Source organism: Neomelitea salexigens DSM 19753, assembly GCF_000422345.1.
GTDB classification, from domain to species: Bacteria; Pseudomonadota; Gammaproteobacteria; order Pseudomonadales; family Spongiibacteraceae; genus Spongiibacter; species Spongiibacter marinus_A.
In genome coordinates this window covers 36367-50577 of sequence record NZ_KE383819.1, presented here as the reverse complement: position 1 = coordinate 50577, position 14211 = coordinate 36367, and the positions used below count along the sequence as shown (strand labels likewise).

Here is a 14211-nt window from a genome sequence, read left to right as displayed (position 1 = left end):
GATGTGCATGAGCACCCATCTGCAGCCAGTACAGCAACTTGTGCCGGGTGGTGATCTCTCTGCATATATTCAAGCAGTAGGCAGTATCCCTGTGCTCAGTGTTGAGCGCGAGCGGGAACTGGCGGAAGAACTTCACTATCGTGGCAACCTTGAGGCGGCCCGCGAGTTAGTTATGTCGCACCTTCGTTTTGTGGTGCACATTGCTAAAAGCTACAGCGGCTATGGCCTGCCCCAGGCTGACCTGATTCAGGAAGGCAATGTCGGTCTGATGAAGGCGGTTAAGCGCTTTGACCCCAGCAAAGGGGTGCGTTTGGTGTCTTTTGCGGTGCACTGGATCAAGGCGGAAATTCACGAGTACGTATTGCGCAACTGGCGCATTGTGAAAGTGGCAACCACCAAGGCGCAGCGTAAGTTGTTTTTCAATCTGCGCAGTGCGAAGAAACAGCTGGCCTGGCTGAGTAATGACGAGGCCCACGCCGTGGCCAGTGATCTCGGCGTTGATGTCACTGAAGTGCGCCGTATGGAAGGGCGCCTGAGTTCGGTGGATGTCGGCTTCGATGCCAGCGACAGTGATGACGACAGCAGTTTCGTCGCGCCGGTGCATTACTTGGAAGACAACAGCCAAGACCCTGCGCGCCTGCTGGAAGCTGATAACTGGGAAGAGAGCAACCACCAGAGTTTAGCCCTGGCGCTGGACGAGCTAGACGAGCGTAGTCGGGATATCCTGCAAAGCCGCTGGTTGGTCGAAAGCAAAGCGACTCTGCACGAGTTGGCCGACCGCTACGGCGTTTCCGCTGAGCGCATTCGACAACTGGAAAAAGCGGCGATGAAAAAGCTTAAGGCCGCCATGGAGTAAGCCCGCCCCGGCTCTCCCAAGTAACACCTGAAAACGCCTCGCTAGTCGGGGCGTTTTTTTTTTGCGGGCTGCCACGCATAAATACGCATGTTTCCCCGCTGAGGGGCGCGCTACAAATGGCCGGGTATTGGTGTGGCGGGGCAAATAATAATGACACTCCCTTGGCTTGCAGCACGCGGCGGCAAGCGCTGCATGGTATTGTGCGGCGCGCTGTTACTGTGCCCGTGGCATGTCTACGGAAAAGGCTTTCTGGATTTTAACGTTTACCCCTACCTTGATGACGTAGAAAGCGATTCGGTTTTTACACTGAATATTGGCGCCCAGCTTTCACAGCGCTGGTCATACTTTGGCTTTGTCAATTTCTATAACCAGCCGGCTACAGCTGAGCTGTCTGAAACCAATAGCTATTACACCGAGCAAAATCTGCGTCGGCAGCTCGCGGCAGTACCGTCGCTGGATCTAAGTGTGCAGCATAATATGCGCACCGGCGAGGACAATGACCGATTGCGCTTTGGCCTGCGATGGCGCTTGAATGATAGTTCGTGGTTTCGCCAACGGTTTGCGCAACTCAATCTGACGTATTCGCTGACCCTGCACGCCCTGCAAATTGACGACCGCGGCGAATCGGTTTGGCAGTTGGAGCACAGCTGGCGCTGGAGTTCTCCCGCCTTGAGTGAGCGCCTATACCTCGCAGGGTTTATTGATCACACCTTTAATGAAGACCTACCTGAGGGCTTCCCGGCCAACCCGATGGTCGCCGAGCTACAACTCGGCTGGCGGGTGTGGCAGCAGTGGTATGCGGTGGCGGAATACCGTCTCAATCAATATCGCCGGCAAGATGTGAATAACCTGGCGCTCGGGGTTGAATACCGCGTGCCTTTCTAATTGCCTAATTGCGGGCAGCTTTGCCTATCGGCTTCCAGCCCTTACAATACGCGCTGTTTTCGTGGGGGCAGTATGGCGTCGATCACTTTTTTTCTGGCCGGGCTTTCCGGCTTTTTCGCTGTGGCCTTGGGCGCCTTTGGTGCCCATGGCTTAAAGGGTCGTTTATCGGCTGACATGTTGGCCGTGTATGAAACGGCCGTGCAGTATCACTTCTATCATACCTTTGCGTTATTGGCCGTCGCGTTATTGATGCAGCTGGGCGTACAACACGGTGCGCTGCGTGCGGCCACCTGGCTCTTTGGCATAGGTATTGTGCTGTTTAGTGGCAGCCTTTACGCCTTGTCGATTAGCGGTATTAAAGTGCTGGGGGCGATCACCCCGGTGGGCGGCTTGTGTTTTCTTGCGGCGTGGATTTGCCTGATGGTGGCTGCCCTAAGAGGTGTGCAATGAGTGAAGAGAACACCAAAATGCGCCGAATTCGCAGCTTTGTACTGCGTACCGGGCGGATGACTGAAGGCCAAAAGCGCTCCTACGATTTGCACTGGCCAAGCAAGGGGCTGGAGCTTGAAAAGGGCGCGATAGATTTAGATGAGGTGTTCGGCCGCCGCGCACCAACGGTGTTGGAAATCGGTTTCGGTATGGGCGACTCCCTGGCCACCATGGCCGCTGCCGCGCCAGAGAAAAACTTTATCGGTGTAGAAGTGCACAGCCCGGGTGTCGGACGCCTGATGCATTTAATCGATGAGTCCGGTATCGAGAATTTGCGCGCCTACTGTGACGATGCCGTTGAAGTGTTGGAGCGCTGTATCGCCGACGAGAGCTTAAGCCGCGTGCAGGTGTATTTTCCTGACCCCTGGCATAAAAAGCGCCACCATAAGCGCCGTCTAATTCAGCCAGAGTTTGTTCAGTTGTTGCGTAAAAAACTGCAGCCCGGTGGCGTGATTCACTTAGCGACTGACTGGGAAAACTACGCTGAGCACATGATGGAGGTCATGTCAGCCGCGCCCGGTTTTACCAACTGCGAGGGCGAAGGCCAATTTGCACCGCGCCCGGATTACCGTCCGGTGACAAAATTTGAGCGTCGCGGTGAACGCCTGGGTCACGGTGTGTGGGACTTACTGTTTGAGAAAACGGCGGACTGAGTCCGCCGCTGCTGCGCCGCTCATATAGAATAAGCAAACGTTCCCTCTCATTCCTCGAACGGCGAATTTTTCGCTGCAACAGGCGTCACTCAACGAGTGTGGGCAGGCCCGAGCTGCTCGCTGTGAAAGCGAATATGGTCTTCAATAAAGCTCGCGATAAAAAAGTAACTGTGGTCGTAGCCCTCTTGCATCCGCAGAGTCAGGTCAGCGCCGCCGGCTGTGGCTGCGGCCTGCAGCAAAGCGGGTTTGAGCTGACTCTCTAAAAAGTCATCGTCGCTGCCCTGATCAACCAGAATGCGCGGGGCGGTGGCGCCGTGCTCACGAATCAAAAAGCAGCTGTCCGCTTGCTGCCACTGTTTACGATCTTCCCCCAAGTACTGGCCGAGTGCCTTTTCTCCCCAAGGGCAGTTCATTGGCGAACTAATGGGCGCGAACGCCGACAAGCTGTGGAAGCGCTCGGGGTATTTTAAGCCGAGCGTCAACGCGCCGTGCCCGCCCATGGAGTGGCCGAATAGACCACATCGGCTGGCATCAACAGGTAAGTGTGCACTTACTAGTTCTGGCAGCTCGGTGCTGATATAGCTCTCCATTTGGTAGTGTTCAGCCCAGGGTTGCTGGCTGGCATTGACATAAAAGCCAGCCCCCAGGCCCAAGTCGTAGGCGCCGTCGGGGTCGTCAGCAACGCCCTCCCCACGCGGGCTGGTATCCGGCGCGACGATCGCTACCCCATAGCGTGCGGCAAATTGCTGCGCGCCCGCTTTTTGCACGAAGTTTTCGTCGCTGCAGGTGAGCCCAGAGAGCCAGTACAGTACCGGCACCTTGGCGCTTTTCGCCTGGGGGGGCAGAAAAACCGATACCTGCATTGAACAGTTCAGTGTCTGGCTTTGGTGGCGATAGCGAAGTTGTCGGCCGCCAAAACAGCGGTGCTCTGCAATTTGTTCCATCGTCTTCTCCCGGTTAATACAGTACGACGGAGCGAATACTTTCGCCCGCATGCATTAGGTCGAAGCCCTTGTTGATGTCCTCAAGCGGCATGGTGTGGGTGATCAGGTCGTCGATATTGATCTTGCCATCCATGTACCAGTCGACGATTTTCGGTACGTCGGTGCGGCCGCGTGCGCCACCAAAGGCGGAACCGCGCCAGACTCTACCCGTCACCAGTTGAAAGGGGCGCGTTGAAATTTCCTGGCCGGCGCCGGCCACGCCAATGACCACGGATTCCCCCCAACCCTTGTGACAGCACTCCAGTGCTTGGCGCATGGTGGTGACATTGCCTATGCACTCAAAACTGTAGTCGGCACCACCTTTGGTGAGCTCGACAATGGCTTCAACAATATCCGGCACCTCCTTGGGATTGAGGAAGTGGGTCATGCCGAATTTCTTCGCCAGCTCGACCTTACTGGGGTTAATGTCCACACCAACAATCATATTCGCGCCCGCCATGCGCGCACCCTGAATAACATTGAGGCCGATGCCTCCCAGGCCGAACACCACGACATTGCTACCTGGCTCTACTTTGGCATCGAAGACAACCGCGCCGACGCCCGTGGTGACGCCGCAGCCGATGTAGCAGACTTTATCAAAGGGCGCGTCTTCACGAATTTTCGCCACAGCAATTTCTGGCAGCACGGTAAAGTTGGAGAAGGTTGAGCAACCCATATAGTGCTTGAGTGGTGTGCCGTCCAGGGAGAAGCGGCTAGTGCCGTCTGGCATTAAGCCCTGCCCCTGGGTGGTGCGGATCGACTGACAGAGGTTGGTTTTGGGGTGGAGGCAGAAGTCGCAGTGGCGGCATTCCGGTGTATACAGGGGAATAACATGGTCGCCGGGTTTCACGCTGGTAACGCCCGCACCGACTTCCACCACAATGCCAGCGCCCTCGTGGCCGAGAATGGTGGGGAACTCTCCCTCCGGGTCATCGCCAGATAGAGTGAAGGCATCGGTATGGCAAATACCGGTAGCCTTTAATTCAATCATCACCTCACCGGCGCGCGGGCCCTCGAGGTCCACATCGAGTACTTCCAGAGGTTTTCCAGCGCCAAAGGCGACAGCAGCTTTTGTTTTCATGGGTGTCTCCCCGTATTGGTTAATGGCGCTAGTCTAAATTGATAACTGAAAAACGATAATCCACTATTTGGTAAACTTATTGTTTTCATGTGACAACAATAAGGGGTGGCCGTGAAACATTGGGAAGCGGTGGAGGTGTTTGTTGCTGTGGTGGAGCAGGGCAGTTTTTCGGCGGCCGCGCAGCATTTGGGGATGTCAAAATCCCATGCCAGCCGTCAGCTTAGCCGTCTGGAAAATCACCTCGGCGTACAACTGCTTACTCGCAGCACCCGGCGTTTGGTGTTGAGTGAAATCGGCGAGGCATACTTTCAGCGCTGCAAAAGTATTCTCGGGCAAATGCAAGAAACCGAGCAGGCCGTAATGCAGCAGCAGGCCAGCCCACAGGGCAATCTTCGGGTGACGGTGGCAGGGGCCTTTGGCGAGCGCTATGTGGCGCCAGCGGCGGCAGAATTTTTAAAGCGTTACCCCGCCGTGAATCTGCAGCTGGATTTTAATAACCGCAATATTGATTTGCTGGAAGAAGGTTACGATCTGGCAATTCGCGCAGGGGTGCTTAAGGATTCGTCGCTGATCGCCCGGCGAATCGCCGAAAGGCGCTTATTAATTTGTGGAAGCCGCGACTACTTCGACCACTACGGTGTGCCCAATAGCGTGGAGGATCTGCGGGAACACAGTTGTTTGGTGGGTTCATTGCCCACGTGGCGGTTTCGCGATTCCCGTGGCCAGCATGTCGAGCTCAAGGTCGAGGGGCGCTGGCGCAGCAACAATGGCCATGCGCTATTGGCGGCGGCGCGCCGCGGGCTGGGTTTGGTGCAGCTGCCCGAATTTTATGTTTACGAGGACCTGCAGGCAGGGCGCCTGCAAGCGGTGATGCAGAACTATCAACCCGCCGATACCGCCGTGTGGGCGGTGTATCCTCACAACCGTCATTTATCTGCCAAGGTCAGCGCCTTTGTCGACTTTTTGGCAGAGCAGTTTCGCCAGGTCGACTACCTCAGTTAGCGCGCTTTTGCTTGCGAGATCGCGGGTGTGGCTGAGCTTTCATGCGCGGGCGCAGGCGCAATATACGCGATTCGCGATGTTGCCAGTCGCGGCGGCGCTGCTCCGCAAAGGTATTGGCGCAAGTGTACAGGCGGCTTAAATCCTCTGGGCTGATATCCACAAAGGAGTCCAGCTCGCGCAGCGCCTTGGCGACGTCTTCTTCTTGCAAACTCGACGCTGCTGCGGCGCTGCGTCCGAGGGTGCTGGGGTAGCGGCGCGAGGGAAACAGGTTATTAAACAGCAGGCCTGCCAACACCAAGGTGCAGGCATTCAGCAGCACCGGATTAAGCAGTAGTGAATACGACAGCTGGTGAATCTCTGCTCCGCCCATTACGGCAAATAGCGCCGTGGCCACGCCGGGAGGGTGAAGGCAGCGCAGATAGTACATTGCCGCAATAGATAGCCCCGTTGCCGCGATCGCGGCGAATTCGTGAGTGGGTAGATAGCGCTGGCAGCTCACGCCGATAAAGGCCGAAATAACATGCCCACCCAATACTGGCCAGGGTTGAGACAGCGCGCCGTGGGGGATGGCAAAAATCAGGGCCGCACTGGCGCCTGTCGAGGCGAGCATCCACGCCAGCGAATTTCCGCCAGGCAGCTGACTGCTCAGCCAGCAGGCGAAGGCCATGCCGAGTGTGCTGCCGATAATCGATAGCCATTTCTCAGCATGGGAGGTGGTGTTGGCTTCCACGCCGAGTAAGCGGGCGAGAGGCTGATGAACTTGGTGGCTTGGCACGTGCGATGGGCCCTTTGACTGGCCGTGCCGTTGTGGCAGGGCACCAATTTAGGGCGTGCATTCTATCGAGCAACAATTATTATGTTTATGGAATATTAATCATATTAAAATTTCATAAAAGTGAATTTAAACAGGCGGCGCCGGTTGTGGATAGAACTCTGCTAAAGACCTTTATGGAGATCGTGAGCGCCGGGAGTTTGCTGGCGGCCGCTGAGCGCCTGCACATTAGTCAAACGGCGGTAACTGTGCGTTTGCAGCGCCTGGAGCAGCAGCTCGGCTGTGCCCTGTTTGTGAGAAACCGCAAAGGCGCGCGTTTAACCCCGGAAGGTGAGCGTTTTGCGCCCCATGCACAGCGCTTGCTCAGTGAGTGGCAGCTGGCATTTGACGCGGTAAAAGAACCCCTTGCCGAGCAAGCGAGATTGGCGGTGGGGGGCGAAACCAGCCTGTGGAATCCCTTGCTGAGTGGGTGGTTGCAGTGGGCCCAGCAACACTTGACCGGGGTGCAGTTTGAGGTCTGTGTCGAAAGTGCCGAGTCCTTGCTGGCCAAGTTAGATAGCGGTGAGCTCGATGCCGTGCTTGTGCACTTGCCGCGTTATCACAGCGGCTACGTTGTGGAGTTGCTGCTGGAAGAAAAGCTCCTCCTGGCTGAAACGCCATCGCGGTCAGGGCCATTTTATCTGGTTGATTGGGGGCCGGGCTTTCGCGAGCAGTTTGAGGCGAGTTTGCCGCGAGCAAAGCAACACCGCTGTAGGGTGAATCTCGGGCCGTTGGCCCTGCAGCTGATGTTGGCCAGCGGTGGCAGCGGCTATTTTCGCAGCCGTGTATTAGCGCCCTACTTTGACAGTGGCCAGCTGCGCCGCGTGGATGATGCCCCCGAGTTCAGCTACCCGGTGTATTTGCTCACTCGGCGCGGTGAGCGCTCTCTGGCCTTGAGCCAAATGCTGGAGGGCTTGCGGCAACAAGCTGCCGAAGAACAGCAGTGGCAGTTGTAACACCGCGCCTTGCGAGGCGTCATTGCGGGGAATCGTTGAAGGAGAGTGCAATGGGGTTCTGGCAGAGTGCAATGTCGCGGCCGGTCGTTTTCACCGCGCTGAAAGTGGCTGCCGTCGTGGGCACGATATTAAATGTGATCAATCAGGGTGAAGTGCTGTGGGCGGGTGTTGAACCGGATCTGCCGCGCTTATTGCTCAACTACCTTACGCCCTACTGCGTTGCCAGCTACAGCGGCGCGAAAACGCAGCTGCTGGCCCAGCAATAGGCTGGGCCAGGCGTGTGCTGCCAAAATAAGGCGCTTTATTTTAACTGGCCTTCTACCCAGTCAAAAACTGGGCCATAATTTTCCGGCAGCTGCTGTTTCAACGCCTCTAATGCCGTGCTCACCGCCGACAGCTGTGGATGATTGATATTAATATGGCCGAGTTTGCGTCCCGGGCGAACGTCTTTGCCATACCAGTAGCACTGAGTAGAAGGAATCGCCATCCAGCGGGTGTCGCGCTCAATGCCAATCAGGTTGATCATCACGCTATGACCGCGTACCTCGGGTGCCTTGATCGGCAGCCTGGCAACGGCGCGCAAATGCATTTCAAACTGGCTGACGCAGGCACCGGCCTGGGTCCAGTGGCCGCTGTTGTGCACGCGGGGCGCCAGCTCATTGACGATCAGTTCGTCGCCAACCCGGAAGCACTCCATTGCCATCACACCGACGTAGTTCATGGCGTCCATAATCTTGCCGAGCATGGCCTGTGCCTGGCCCTGCAAGTGATCCACGCGAGACAGCGGGGCAACAGACGCCATTAAAATACCGTTGCTGTGCAGGTTGAGTGTCAGTGGATAAAACACGTGCTTGCCATTGCTGTCGCGAGCACCGACCAGAGACAGCTCTTCCATGAATGGAATTTTCTGCTCGGCGATGGCGGTGCCTTGCCACGCCGCGGGCACGTCGTCGGCATTGTCACTGTGCAGCCAGTACTGACCCTTGCCATCGTAGCCGCCCGTGCGGCGCTTCAGTAATACATCCTTGCCCAGTGCCTGGTGCAGCTCGTCGGCGCTGGTGTCCTGCTCGACGGTGCGCCACGGGGCTGTGGCAACCTCGAGGCTGTCCAGCAGAGATTTTTGGTGGAAGCGGTCGGCAATGCGCCAGAAAACATCGGCGTTGACGAAATTCGGGTGCTCGCTCAAGTGGCGAGTCAGTGGTGTTTCCGGCCACTGTTCGCGTTCAACGGTGACAATATCGTTGTCGCCGATGTTTGGTAGCGCGGTCACGTCGGGGTCGAGGGGTTCAACGCGCAGCGCCAGCGGGTACGCGGCCTGTTGTAACATGGCGCCCAATTGACCGGCGCCCAATACCCAAACGGTTTGCATTAGGCCTCCCGGGGGTCTGGGTTGTCGAGAACTGTGTCGGTCTGCTTGCTGCGGAACTGTTCGAGTCGCTCAGCCAGCTCAGCATCGTGGGTGGCCAGAATCTGGCAGGCGAGCAAGCCGGCATTAAACGCACCCGCGGTGCCAATAGCCAGTGTGCCCACGGCAATCCCTTTGGGCATTTGCACGATGGATAACAGGCTGTCCATGCCATTCAGGGCGCGGCTCTGCACAGGCACACCCAATACCGGCAGGCGGGTTTTCGATGCCACCATACCAGGTAGATGGGCTGCGCCCCCAGCACCGGCGATTATCACCGAGTAACCGTTGTCGACGGCGGTTTCGGCGAAGCTCATCAGCTTGTCGGGGGTGCGGTGCGCGGAAACCACTTCCACGTGGTGCTCGACCCCTAGCTCGCTCATGATCTCGGTGGCTGGACGCATGGTGTCCCAGTCGCTTTTGGAGCCCATGATTAGGGCAACTTTTGCTGACATTGGCTTTTGCTCTCGTCGCGTAAAAACCGCGCATTATAAATCAATTTTCAGGCTCTGCGCGCGTCAATTGGTGGATTATTGAACGAATTCCTGTGATCGCAGCGCCGGCCCTCGGCAATTCCGCTGCTTTTTGCTGGCCGCTTGCTCCGTCACTGGCATTGGCGCGTAAGCTTGCACATGCTGCGGCGCATTTTTTGACGAATTTTGTAACAAAGGCCACGCTTGTGAAACTATGAGCAGAGGCTGCATGTGCTCAGCCGGCTTACCGTTGATAAACAGGATAATTATGCAAGAGACCCTGCCGCTGTTAGAGCTGACCGAATTCCCCGCCATACACCGCCATGCCATCGACACCTTGCAGGTGAACCTGGGATATAAGTGCAACCAGCGCTGCCTGCATTGCCATGTGAATGCGGGGCCGACGCGCACCGAGATGATGACCGAGGACAATATCGCTCTGGTGCTCGATGTGCTCCGCGCGCGCGATATTCAGGTGTTGGACCTCACCGGTGGCGCGCCAGAGCTTCACCCGCAGTTCCGCGAGCTGGTTGTTAAGGCGCGGGCACTCGGGGTAAAGGTGATTGATCGCTGCAACCTGACAATTTTGTTTGAGCCTGGGCAGGAAGGGCTGGCTGAATTTTTGGCGGCCAACGATGTAGAAGTGGTCGCGTCGCTGCCCTGTTATTCCATGGAAAATGTCGACGCCCAACGCGGCGACGGTGTGTTCGATAAGAGTATTGCCGGTCTTCAGGTTCTCAACCAGTTGGGTTACGGGCAGAGCGGCAGTGGGCGGGTTCTCAATTTGGTCTATAACCCCCAGGGGCCGACACTGCCGCCGAATCAACAGCGCTTGGAGGCCGATTATCGACGTGAACTCATGGCGCACTTTGGCATTGTTTTTAACTCGCTGTTTGCGCTGGCCAATATGCCCATTCAGCGCTTCGGCTCCACCCTGATTTCTAAAGGGCAATTTGATGATTACCTCGCACTGCTAAAAGGTAGCTACAGCGAGGCCAACTTGTCGTCGGTGATGTGCCGCAGTTTGGTCAGTGTTGACTGGCAGGGCTACCTGTACGACTGCGACTTTAACCAGCAACTGGGGCTCGGTTTGCCGAGTGCCGGTGATCAGCGCGCAGACTTAACGACGTTGCTCTCCAGGAATCTGCAAGGGCAGCCAATTCGCGTAGCGGGGCATTGCTATGGTTGTACAGCGGGGCAGGGCAGCAGTTGCGGTGGGGCATTGTAAGGAAATAACACGATGAACAGTCACGATATTGTTAAAGATTATTACGGCAAGCAGCTGCAGAGCTCCGACGATTTAAAGACCAGCGCCTGCTGCGATGCCAGTGCCATGCCCGAGTGGCTCAAGCCGCTGTTGGCGAAGCTTCATCCCGAGGTGTTGTCGCGCTATTACGGCTGTGGACTGGTGTGTCCCACGGAACTGCGGGGGCGGCGCGTGCTCGATCTGGGTTGCGGCAGCGGCCGCGATGTATACGCCCTGGCGCAAATGGTGGGGGCAGAGGGCGAGGTGGTCGGGGTAGACATGACCGACGAGCAGTTAGCCGTAGCGCGCGATACCCAGGCCTGGCACGCTGAACAATTCGGCTTTGATAATGTGCGCTTTATCCAGGGCTATATTGAGCGCTTGGATGAATTGGACCTGGAGCCCGCCAGCTTCGACGTGGTGGTGTCCAATTGCGTGATCAATTTATCACCCGATAAAGCCGCGGTGTTAGCCGGGGTTAAGCGGCTGTTGAAGCCCGGCGGCGAATTCTATTTTTCAGATGTTTACGCCAATCGGCGTGTTCCCGAGGCAATGCGTGATGATCCACTGCTCTACGGCGAGTGTTTGGGCGGCGCCCTGTACTGGAACGACTTTGTGCAACTCGCCAAGGGGCAGGGCTTTACCGACCCGCGCTTAGTCGAAGACCGCCCCCTGGAAATGACCGACCCGGCCGTTGCAGCAAAAACGGCTGGCGTCGAATTCTTCTCGGCAACCTATCGCCTGTTTAACCTCGATGATTTGGAAAGCGATTGTGAAGACTACGGCCAGGCGGTTCGCTACCGCGGCAGCATTAGTGAAAGGCCGGTGAACTTTGTCCTCGACAAGCACCATATTATTGAAGTGGGTCGGGTGTTTCCGGTGTGTGGCAATACCTGGCGAATGCTGGCCGATAGCCGTTTTGCCGAGCACTTTGATTTTCTGGGCGACTTCAGCCGCCACTACGGCATCTTTGAAGGCTGCGGCGTGTCGCTGCCCTTCAGTACGGCTGATGATGACGGCGCCTTGCCCTGTTGCTGAGTTAGTCGCGCAAAATACAAAAGGAGTGTGTGATGAAAATGCGTCCCCTGGGAAATTCCACTATCGAGGTCAGTGAGCTCTGCCTGGGCACAATGACCTGGGGCGAGCAGAACACCTGTGACGAGGCCTTTGAACAAATGGATTATGCGCGCTCGCGTGGGATCAATTTTTTCGACACCGCTGAAATGTATCCAGTGCCGCCCAGGGCGGAAACGCAGGGGCGGACGGAGGAGTACATCGGTCGCTGGCTGAGTGAGCGCGGAGGTCGCGACCAACTGGTGCTTGCCAGTAAAGCCACCGGCCCCGGCAACGCACATATTCGCGGCGGCCGCGGGCTGGATCGCGACGCCCTGCTCAAGGCCTTCGAAGGCAGCCTTCAGCGCCTGCAAACCGACTACCTCGATCTCTATCAGATTCACTGGCCAAATCGCGACACCAATTTTTTTGGCAAGTTGGGCTACCGCCACAGCAGCGATAACGCCGATGTCGAAGCGAATCAGCATGAATTGCTGAAAACTCTCAGTGAGTTGGTGGCCAGCGGTCAGGTAAAAACAGTGGGGCTCAGCAATGAAACTCCCTGGGGCGTATTGAATTTCCTGCGCCTGGCCGAGCGCTATGCCCTGCCGAGGGTGGTGAGTATTCAGAATCCCTACAACTTGTTGAATCGCAGTTTTGAAGTGGGGCTGGCCGAAATCGCCCTGCGTGAAAATGTGGGGCTGCTGGCGTATTCACCGCTGGCCTTCGGCATGCTCAGTGGCAAATACCGTCACGGGCAGCGGCCCGAGAATGCCCGCATTACGCTTTTCGAGCGCTTTCAGCGTTACAACAATCCTCAGGCTGCCGTGGCGACCGAGCGCTACGCGCTGTTAGCGGAGGAACACGGTATGGGCTTTGCGCAGATGGCTCTGGCATTCGTAACCCATCAGCCATTTGTCACCAGCAATATTATCGGCGCAACCTCAATGGCGCAGTTGAAAAGCAATATCGACAGCGCCGAGCTCGTGCTCAGCGATGCAGTAATGGAAGGTATCGAGGCCATTCACACCGCCCAGCCAAATCCCGCCCCCTAAAGAGAAAGGTCTAACTGCGGCAGATCCGGCTCAGCACGGCCTTCAGGTAGCGAGTCTCGGGGATTGCCGGGTGTACGGGGTGGTCGGCGCCCTGCATACCTTCGGCCAGTATCTGTGCATGGCGGTCGATATGGCGCGACGCGGCCCGCACAATATCCAGGAGTGACTCGCGAGGCATGTGCATCGAACAGGAGGCCGATAACAGATAGCCGCCGGGTTCGAGTAAGCGCATGGCCTGTTCGTTGATGCGCCGATACGCCTGAATGCCTTCTTTTTGGTCTTTCTTGCGTTTAATAAAGGCAGGTGGGTCGACGATGATGACATCGAAACGTTGGCCGTCTTCCCTAAGTTGTTTGAGCGCCGCAAAGGCATCGCCCTGAAGGGTGTTGAAGCGCTCGCCGATGCCATTAAGCGCTGCGTTCTCATGGGCTTTTTCCAGGGCCAGTTCGGAGGCGTCGTTACACCAGACCTCGCGAGCGCCAAAAACGCCGGCTTGCACGCCAAAACTGCCCACATAACTGAAGACGTCCAGCACGCGCTTATCCTTAACGATGTCGCGCAACCAAGCCCGGTTGGGGCGCTGATCGTAGAACCAGCCGGTCTTTTGGCCGCTGCTCAGCGGCGCCAGGAAACGCACGCCGTTCTCCGTTAACTCAACGTCTTCGGGCGACTCACCGTGGACGCAGACCACTTCGCTGGGCAGGCCCTCAAGTTTGCGCACCGAGGCATCGTTGCGCAGTAAAATTGACGCCGGTGACAGTAGTTTATCCAGCGCTTTCAGTACGGGCTCGCGCAGGGCTTCCATACCCGCGGTATTAAACTGTACCGAGAGGTGGTCGCCGAAACGGTCCACGACCAAGCCCGGCAACAAGTCACTTTCACCGTAGACAAGCCGGTAGCAGGGCGACGAAAAGAGTTGCTCACGCAGTGCCAGCGCCTGGGCGATACGCTGTTCAATCATTGCCTGGCCAAAGGGCTGCTGACCGCTGCTGAGCAGCCGCGCGCAGATCAGCGACTGCGGGTTTATATACGCTACACCCAGTGTTTTGCCCTGGGATGACTCGACAATCACTTGCTCGCCGGCCTCGAAACTCTTCAGGGGGCTGGCCTGTTTGTCGACCTCATTGCTATAGATCCACAGATGGCCGCCGCGCAGTCGACGTTCTTCATTTTTGGCAAGGCGCAGGGTAGGCAGGGTCATTGTGTTGTCTCGGTGGTGACGAAAGGCGGCATTATCGGGGATTGTGCTCGCTGGTGCCAGAA

Annotated in this window: 16 protein-coding genes; 10 read left to right on the top strand and 6 right to left on the bottom strand. The window is 57.1% G+C overall.

Annotated elements, in window-relative coordinates; all coding sequences use genetic code 11:
* Window positions 1-7 precede the first annotated feature (7 nt).
* The 4 genes from rpoH to trmB all read left to right on the top strand — a co-directional run bounded on the left by rpoH (window position 8) and on the right by trmB (window position 2883).
* Window positions 8-856 (top strand): RNA polymerase sigma factor RpoH, encoded by an 849-nt coding sequence (gene rpoH, locus H573_RS0115915; RefSeq protein ID WP_027875128.1) that lies wholly within the window; start codon window positions 8-10, stop codon window positions 854-856.
* Between the two features lie 150 nt (window positions 857-1006).
* Window positions 1007-1741: a hypothetical protein gene (locus H573_RS18635; RefSeq protein WP_154653935.1), complete on the top strand. Its 735-nt coding sequence runs from the start codon at window positions 1007-1009 to the stop codon at window positions 1739-1741.
* A 72-nt stretch (window positions 1742-1813) separates the two neighbouring features.
* Window positions 1814-2191, top strand: a complete 378-nt coding sequence (locus tag H573_RS0115905; protein ID WP_027875127.1) for a DUF423 domain-containing protein — start codon at window positions 1814-1816, stop codon at window positions 2189-2191.
* Entirely contained in the window at window positions 2188-2883 is a 696-nt protein-coding gene (gene trmB, locus H573_RS0115900) for a tRNA (guanosine(46)-N7)-methyltransferase TrmB (RefSeq protein WP_027875126.1), read from the top strand. The genes H573_RS0115905 and trmB overlap by 4 nt, the downstream gene beginning before the upstream one ends.
* An 89-nt stretch (window positions 2884-2972) precedes the next feature.
* Here the strand turns inward: trmB and fghA are convergent, their stop codons facing one another.
* On the bottom strand, window positions 2973-3827 hold the full coding sequence (gene fghA / locus H573_RS0115895; protein ID WP_027875125.1) for an S-formylglutathione hydrolase: 855 nt from the start codon (window positions 3825-3827) through the stop codon (window positions 2973-2975).
* 13 nt (window positions 3828-3840) lie between these two features.
* Window positions 3841-4947: an S-(hydroxymethyl)glutathione dehydrogenase/class III alcohol dehydrogenase gene (locus H573_RS0115890; protein WP_027875124.1), complete on the bottom strand. Its 1107-nt coding sequence runs from the start codon at window positions 4945-4947 to the stop codon at window positions 3841-3843.
* A 111-nt stretch (window positions 4948-5058) separates the two neighbouring features.
* On the opposite strand from H573_RS0115890, the gene H573_RS0115885 reads away from it, so the two are divergent.
* On the top strand, window positions 5059-5949 hold the full coding sequence (locus H573_RS0115885; protein ID WP_027875123.1) for a LysR family transcriptional regulator: 891 nt from the start codon (window positions 5059-5061) through the stop codon (window positions 5947-5949).
* Here H573_RS0115885 and H573_RS18630 read toward each other — a convergent pair.
* Window positions 5942-6724, bottom strand: a complete 783-nt coding sequence (locus H573_RS18630; protein ID WP_154653934.1) for an HPP family protein — start codon at window positions 6722-6724, stop codon at window positions 5942-5944. The genes H573_RS0115885 and H573_RS18630 overlap by 8 nt on opposite strands.
* A 146-nt stretch (window positions 6725-6870) precedes the next feature.
* On the opposite strand from H573_RS18630, the gene H573_RS0115875 reads away from it, so the two are divergent.
* Together H573_RS0115875 and nrtS are read left to right on the top strand one after the other, a co-directional pair.
* Complete coding sequence (locus tag H573_RS0115875; RefSeq protein ID WP_027875122.1) at window positions 6871-7716, top strand: LysR family transcriptional regulator; 846 nt, start codon at window positions 6871-6873, stop codon at window positions 7714-7716.
* Window positions 7717-7766: 50 nt separating this feature from the next.
* A complete protein-coding gene (nrtS, locus tag H573_RS0115870; protein WP_027875121.1) occupies window positions 7767-7982 on the top strand; it encodes a nitrate/nitrite transporter NrtS in 216 nt (71 codons plus the stop codon).
* Between the two features lie 35 nt (window positions 7983-8017).
* On the opposite strand, the gene purK is transcribed toward nrtS, so the two are convergent.
* Both purK and purE read right to left on the bottom strand, forming a co-directional pair.
* Window positions 8018-9085 (bottom strand): 5-(carboxyamino)imidazole ribonucleotide synthase, encoded by a 1068-nt coding sequence (gene purK, locus H573_RS0115865; protein ID WP_027875120.1) that lies wholly within the window; start codon window positions 9083-9085, stop codon window positions 8018-8020.
* Complete coding sequence (purE, locus tag H573_RS0115860) at window positions 9085-9576, bottom strand: 5-(carboxyamino)imidazole ribonucleotide mutase (RefSeq protein WP_027875119.1); 492 nt, start codon at window positions 9574-9576, stop codon at window positions 9085-9087. The genes purK and purE overlap by 1 nt, the downstream gene beginning before the upstream one ends.
* A 286-nt stretch (window positions 9577-9862) precedes the next feature.
* Between purE and arsS the strand changes: the two genes are divergently transcribed.
* From arsS to H573_RS0115845, 3 genes are read left to right on the top strand one after another with little or no spacing between them, the layout of a single operon-like run.
* Window positions 9863-10822: an arsenosugar biosynthesis radical SAM (seleno)protein ArsS gene (arsS, locus tag H573_RS0115855; protein WP_027875118.1), complete on the top strand. Its 960-nt coding sequence runs from the start codon at window positions 9863-9865 to the stop codon at window positions 10820-10822.
* Window positions 10823-10834: 12 nt separating this feature from the next.
* Complete coding sequence (locus H573_RS0115850; protein ID WP_027875117.1) at window positions 10835-11878, top strand: methyltransferase domain-containing protein; 1044 nt, start codon at window positions 10835-10837, stop codon at window positions 11876-11878.
* A 32-nt stretch (window positions 11879-11910) separates the two neighbouring features.
* Entirely contained in the window at window positions 11911-12948 is a 1038-nt protein-coding gene (locus H573_RS0115845; RefSeq protein ID WP_027875116.1) for an NADP(H)-dependent aldo-keto reductase, read from the top strand.
* 10 nt (window positions 12949-12958) lie between these two features.
* On the opposite strand, the gene H573_RS0115840 is transcribed toward H573_RS0115845, so the two are convergent.
* On the bottom strand, window positions 12959-14149 hold the full coding sequence (locus H573_RS0115840) for a class I SAM-dependent rRNA methyltransferase (protein ID WP_027875115.1): 1191 nt from the start codon (window positions 14147-14149) through the stop codon (window positions 12959-12961).
* Between the last annotated feature and the right edge of the window lie 62 nt (window positions 14150-14211).

Coding starts and splice junctions, on each gene's coding strand:
- H573_RS0115845 (WP_027875116.1), top strand. CDS start 11,911: ATGAAAATGCGTCCCCTGGGAAATTCCACTATCGAGGTCAGTGAGCTC.
- H573_RS18635 (WP_154653935.1), top strand. CDS start 1,007: ATGACACTCCCTTGGCTTGCAGCACGCGGCGGCAAGCGCTGCATGGTA.
- arsS (WP_027875118.1), top strand. CDS start 9,863: ATGCAAGAGACCCTGCCGCTGTTAGAGCTGACCGAATTCCCCGCCATA.
- H573_RS0115905 (WP_027875127.1), top strand. CDS start 1,814: ATGGCGTCGATCACTTTTTTTCTGGCCGGGCTTTCCGGCTTTTTCGCT.
- nrtS (WP_027875121.1), top strand. CDS start 7,767: ATGGGGTTCTGGCAGAGTGCAATGTCGCGGCCGGTCGTTTTCACCGCG.
- H573_RS0115840 (WP_027875115.1), bottom strand. CDS start 14,149: ATGACCCTGCCTACCCTGCGCCTTGCCAAAAATGAAGAACGTCGACTG.
- rpoH (WP_027875128.1), top strand. CDS start 8: ATGAGCACCCATCTGCAGCCAGTACAGCAACTTGTGCCGGGTGGTGAT.
- H573_RS0115850 (WP_027875117.1), top strand. CDS start 10,835: ATGAACAGTCACGATATTGTTAAAGATTATTACGGCAAGCAGCTGCAG.
- H573_RS0115890 (WP_027875124.1), bottom strand. CDS start 4,947: ATGAAAACAAAAGCTGCTGTCGCCTTTGGCGCTGGAAAACCTCTGGAA.
- trmB (WP_027875126.1), top strand. CDS start 2,188: ATGAGTGAAGAGAACACCAAAATGCGCCGAATTCGCAGCTTTGTACTG.
- purE (WP_027875119.1), bottom strand. CDS start 9,576: ATGTCAGCAAAAGTTGCCCTAATCATGGGCTCCAAAAGCGACTGGGAC.
- fghA (WP_027875125.1), bottom strand. CDS start 3,827: ATGGAACAAATTGCAGAGCACCGCTGTTTTGGCGGCCGACAACTTCGC.
- purK (WP_027875120.1), bottom strand. CDS start 9,085: ATGCAAACCGTTTGGGTATTGGGCGCCGGTCAATTGGGCGCCATGTTA.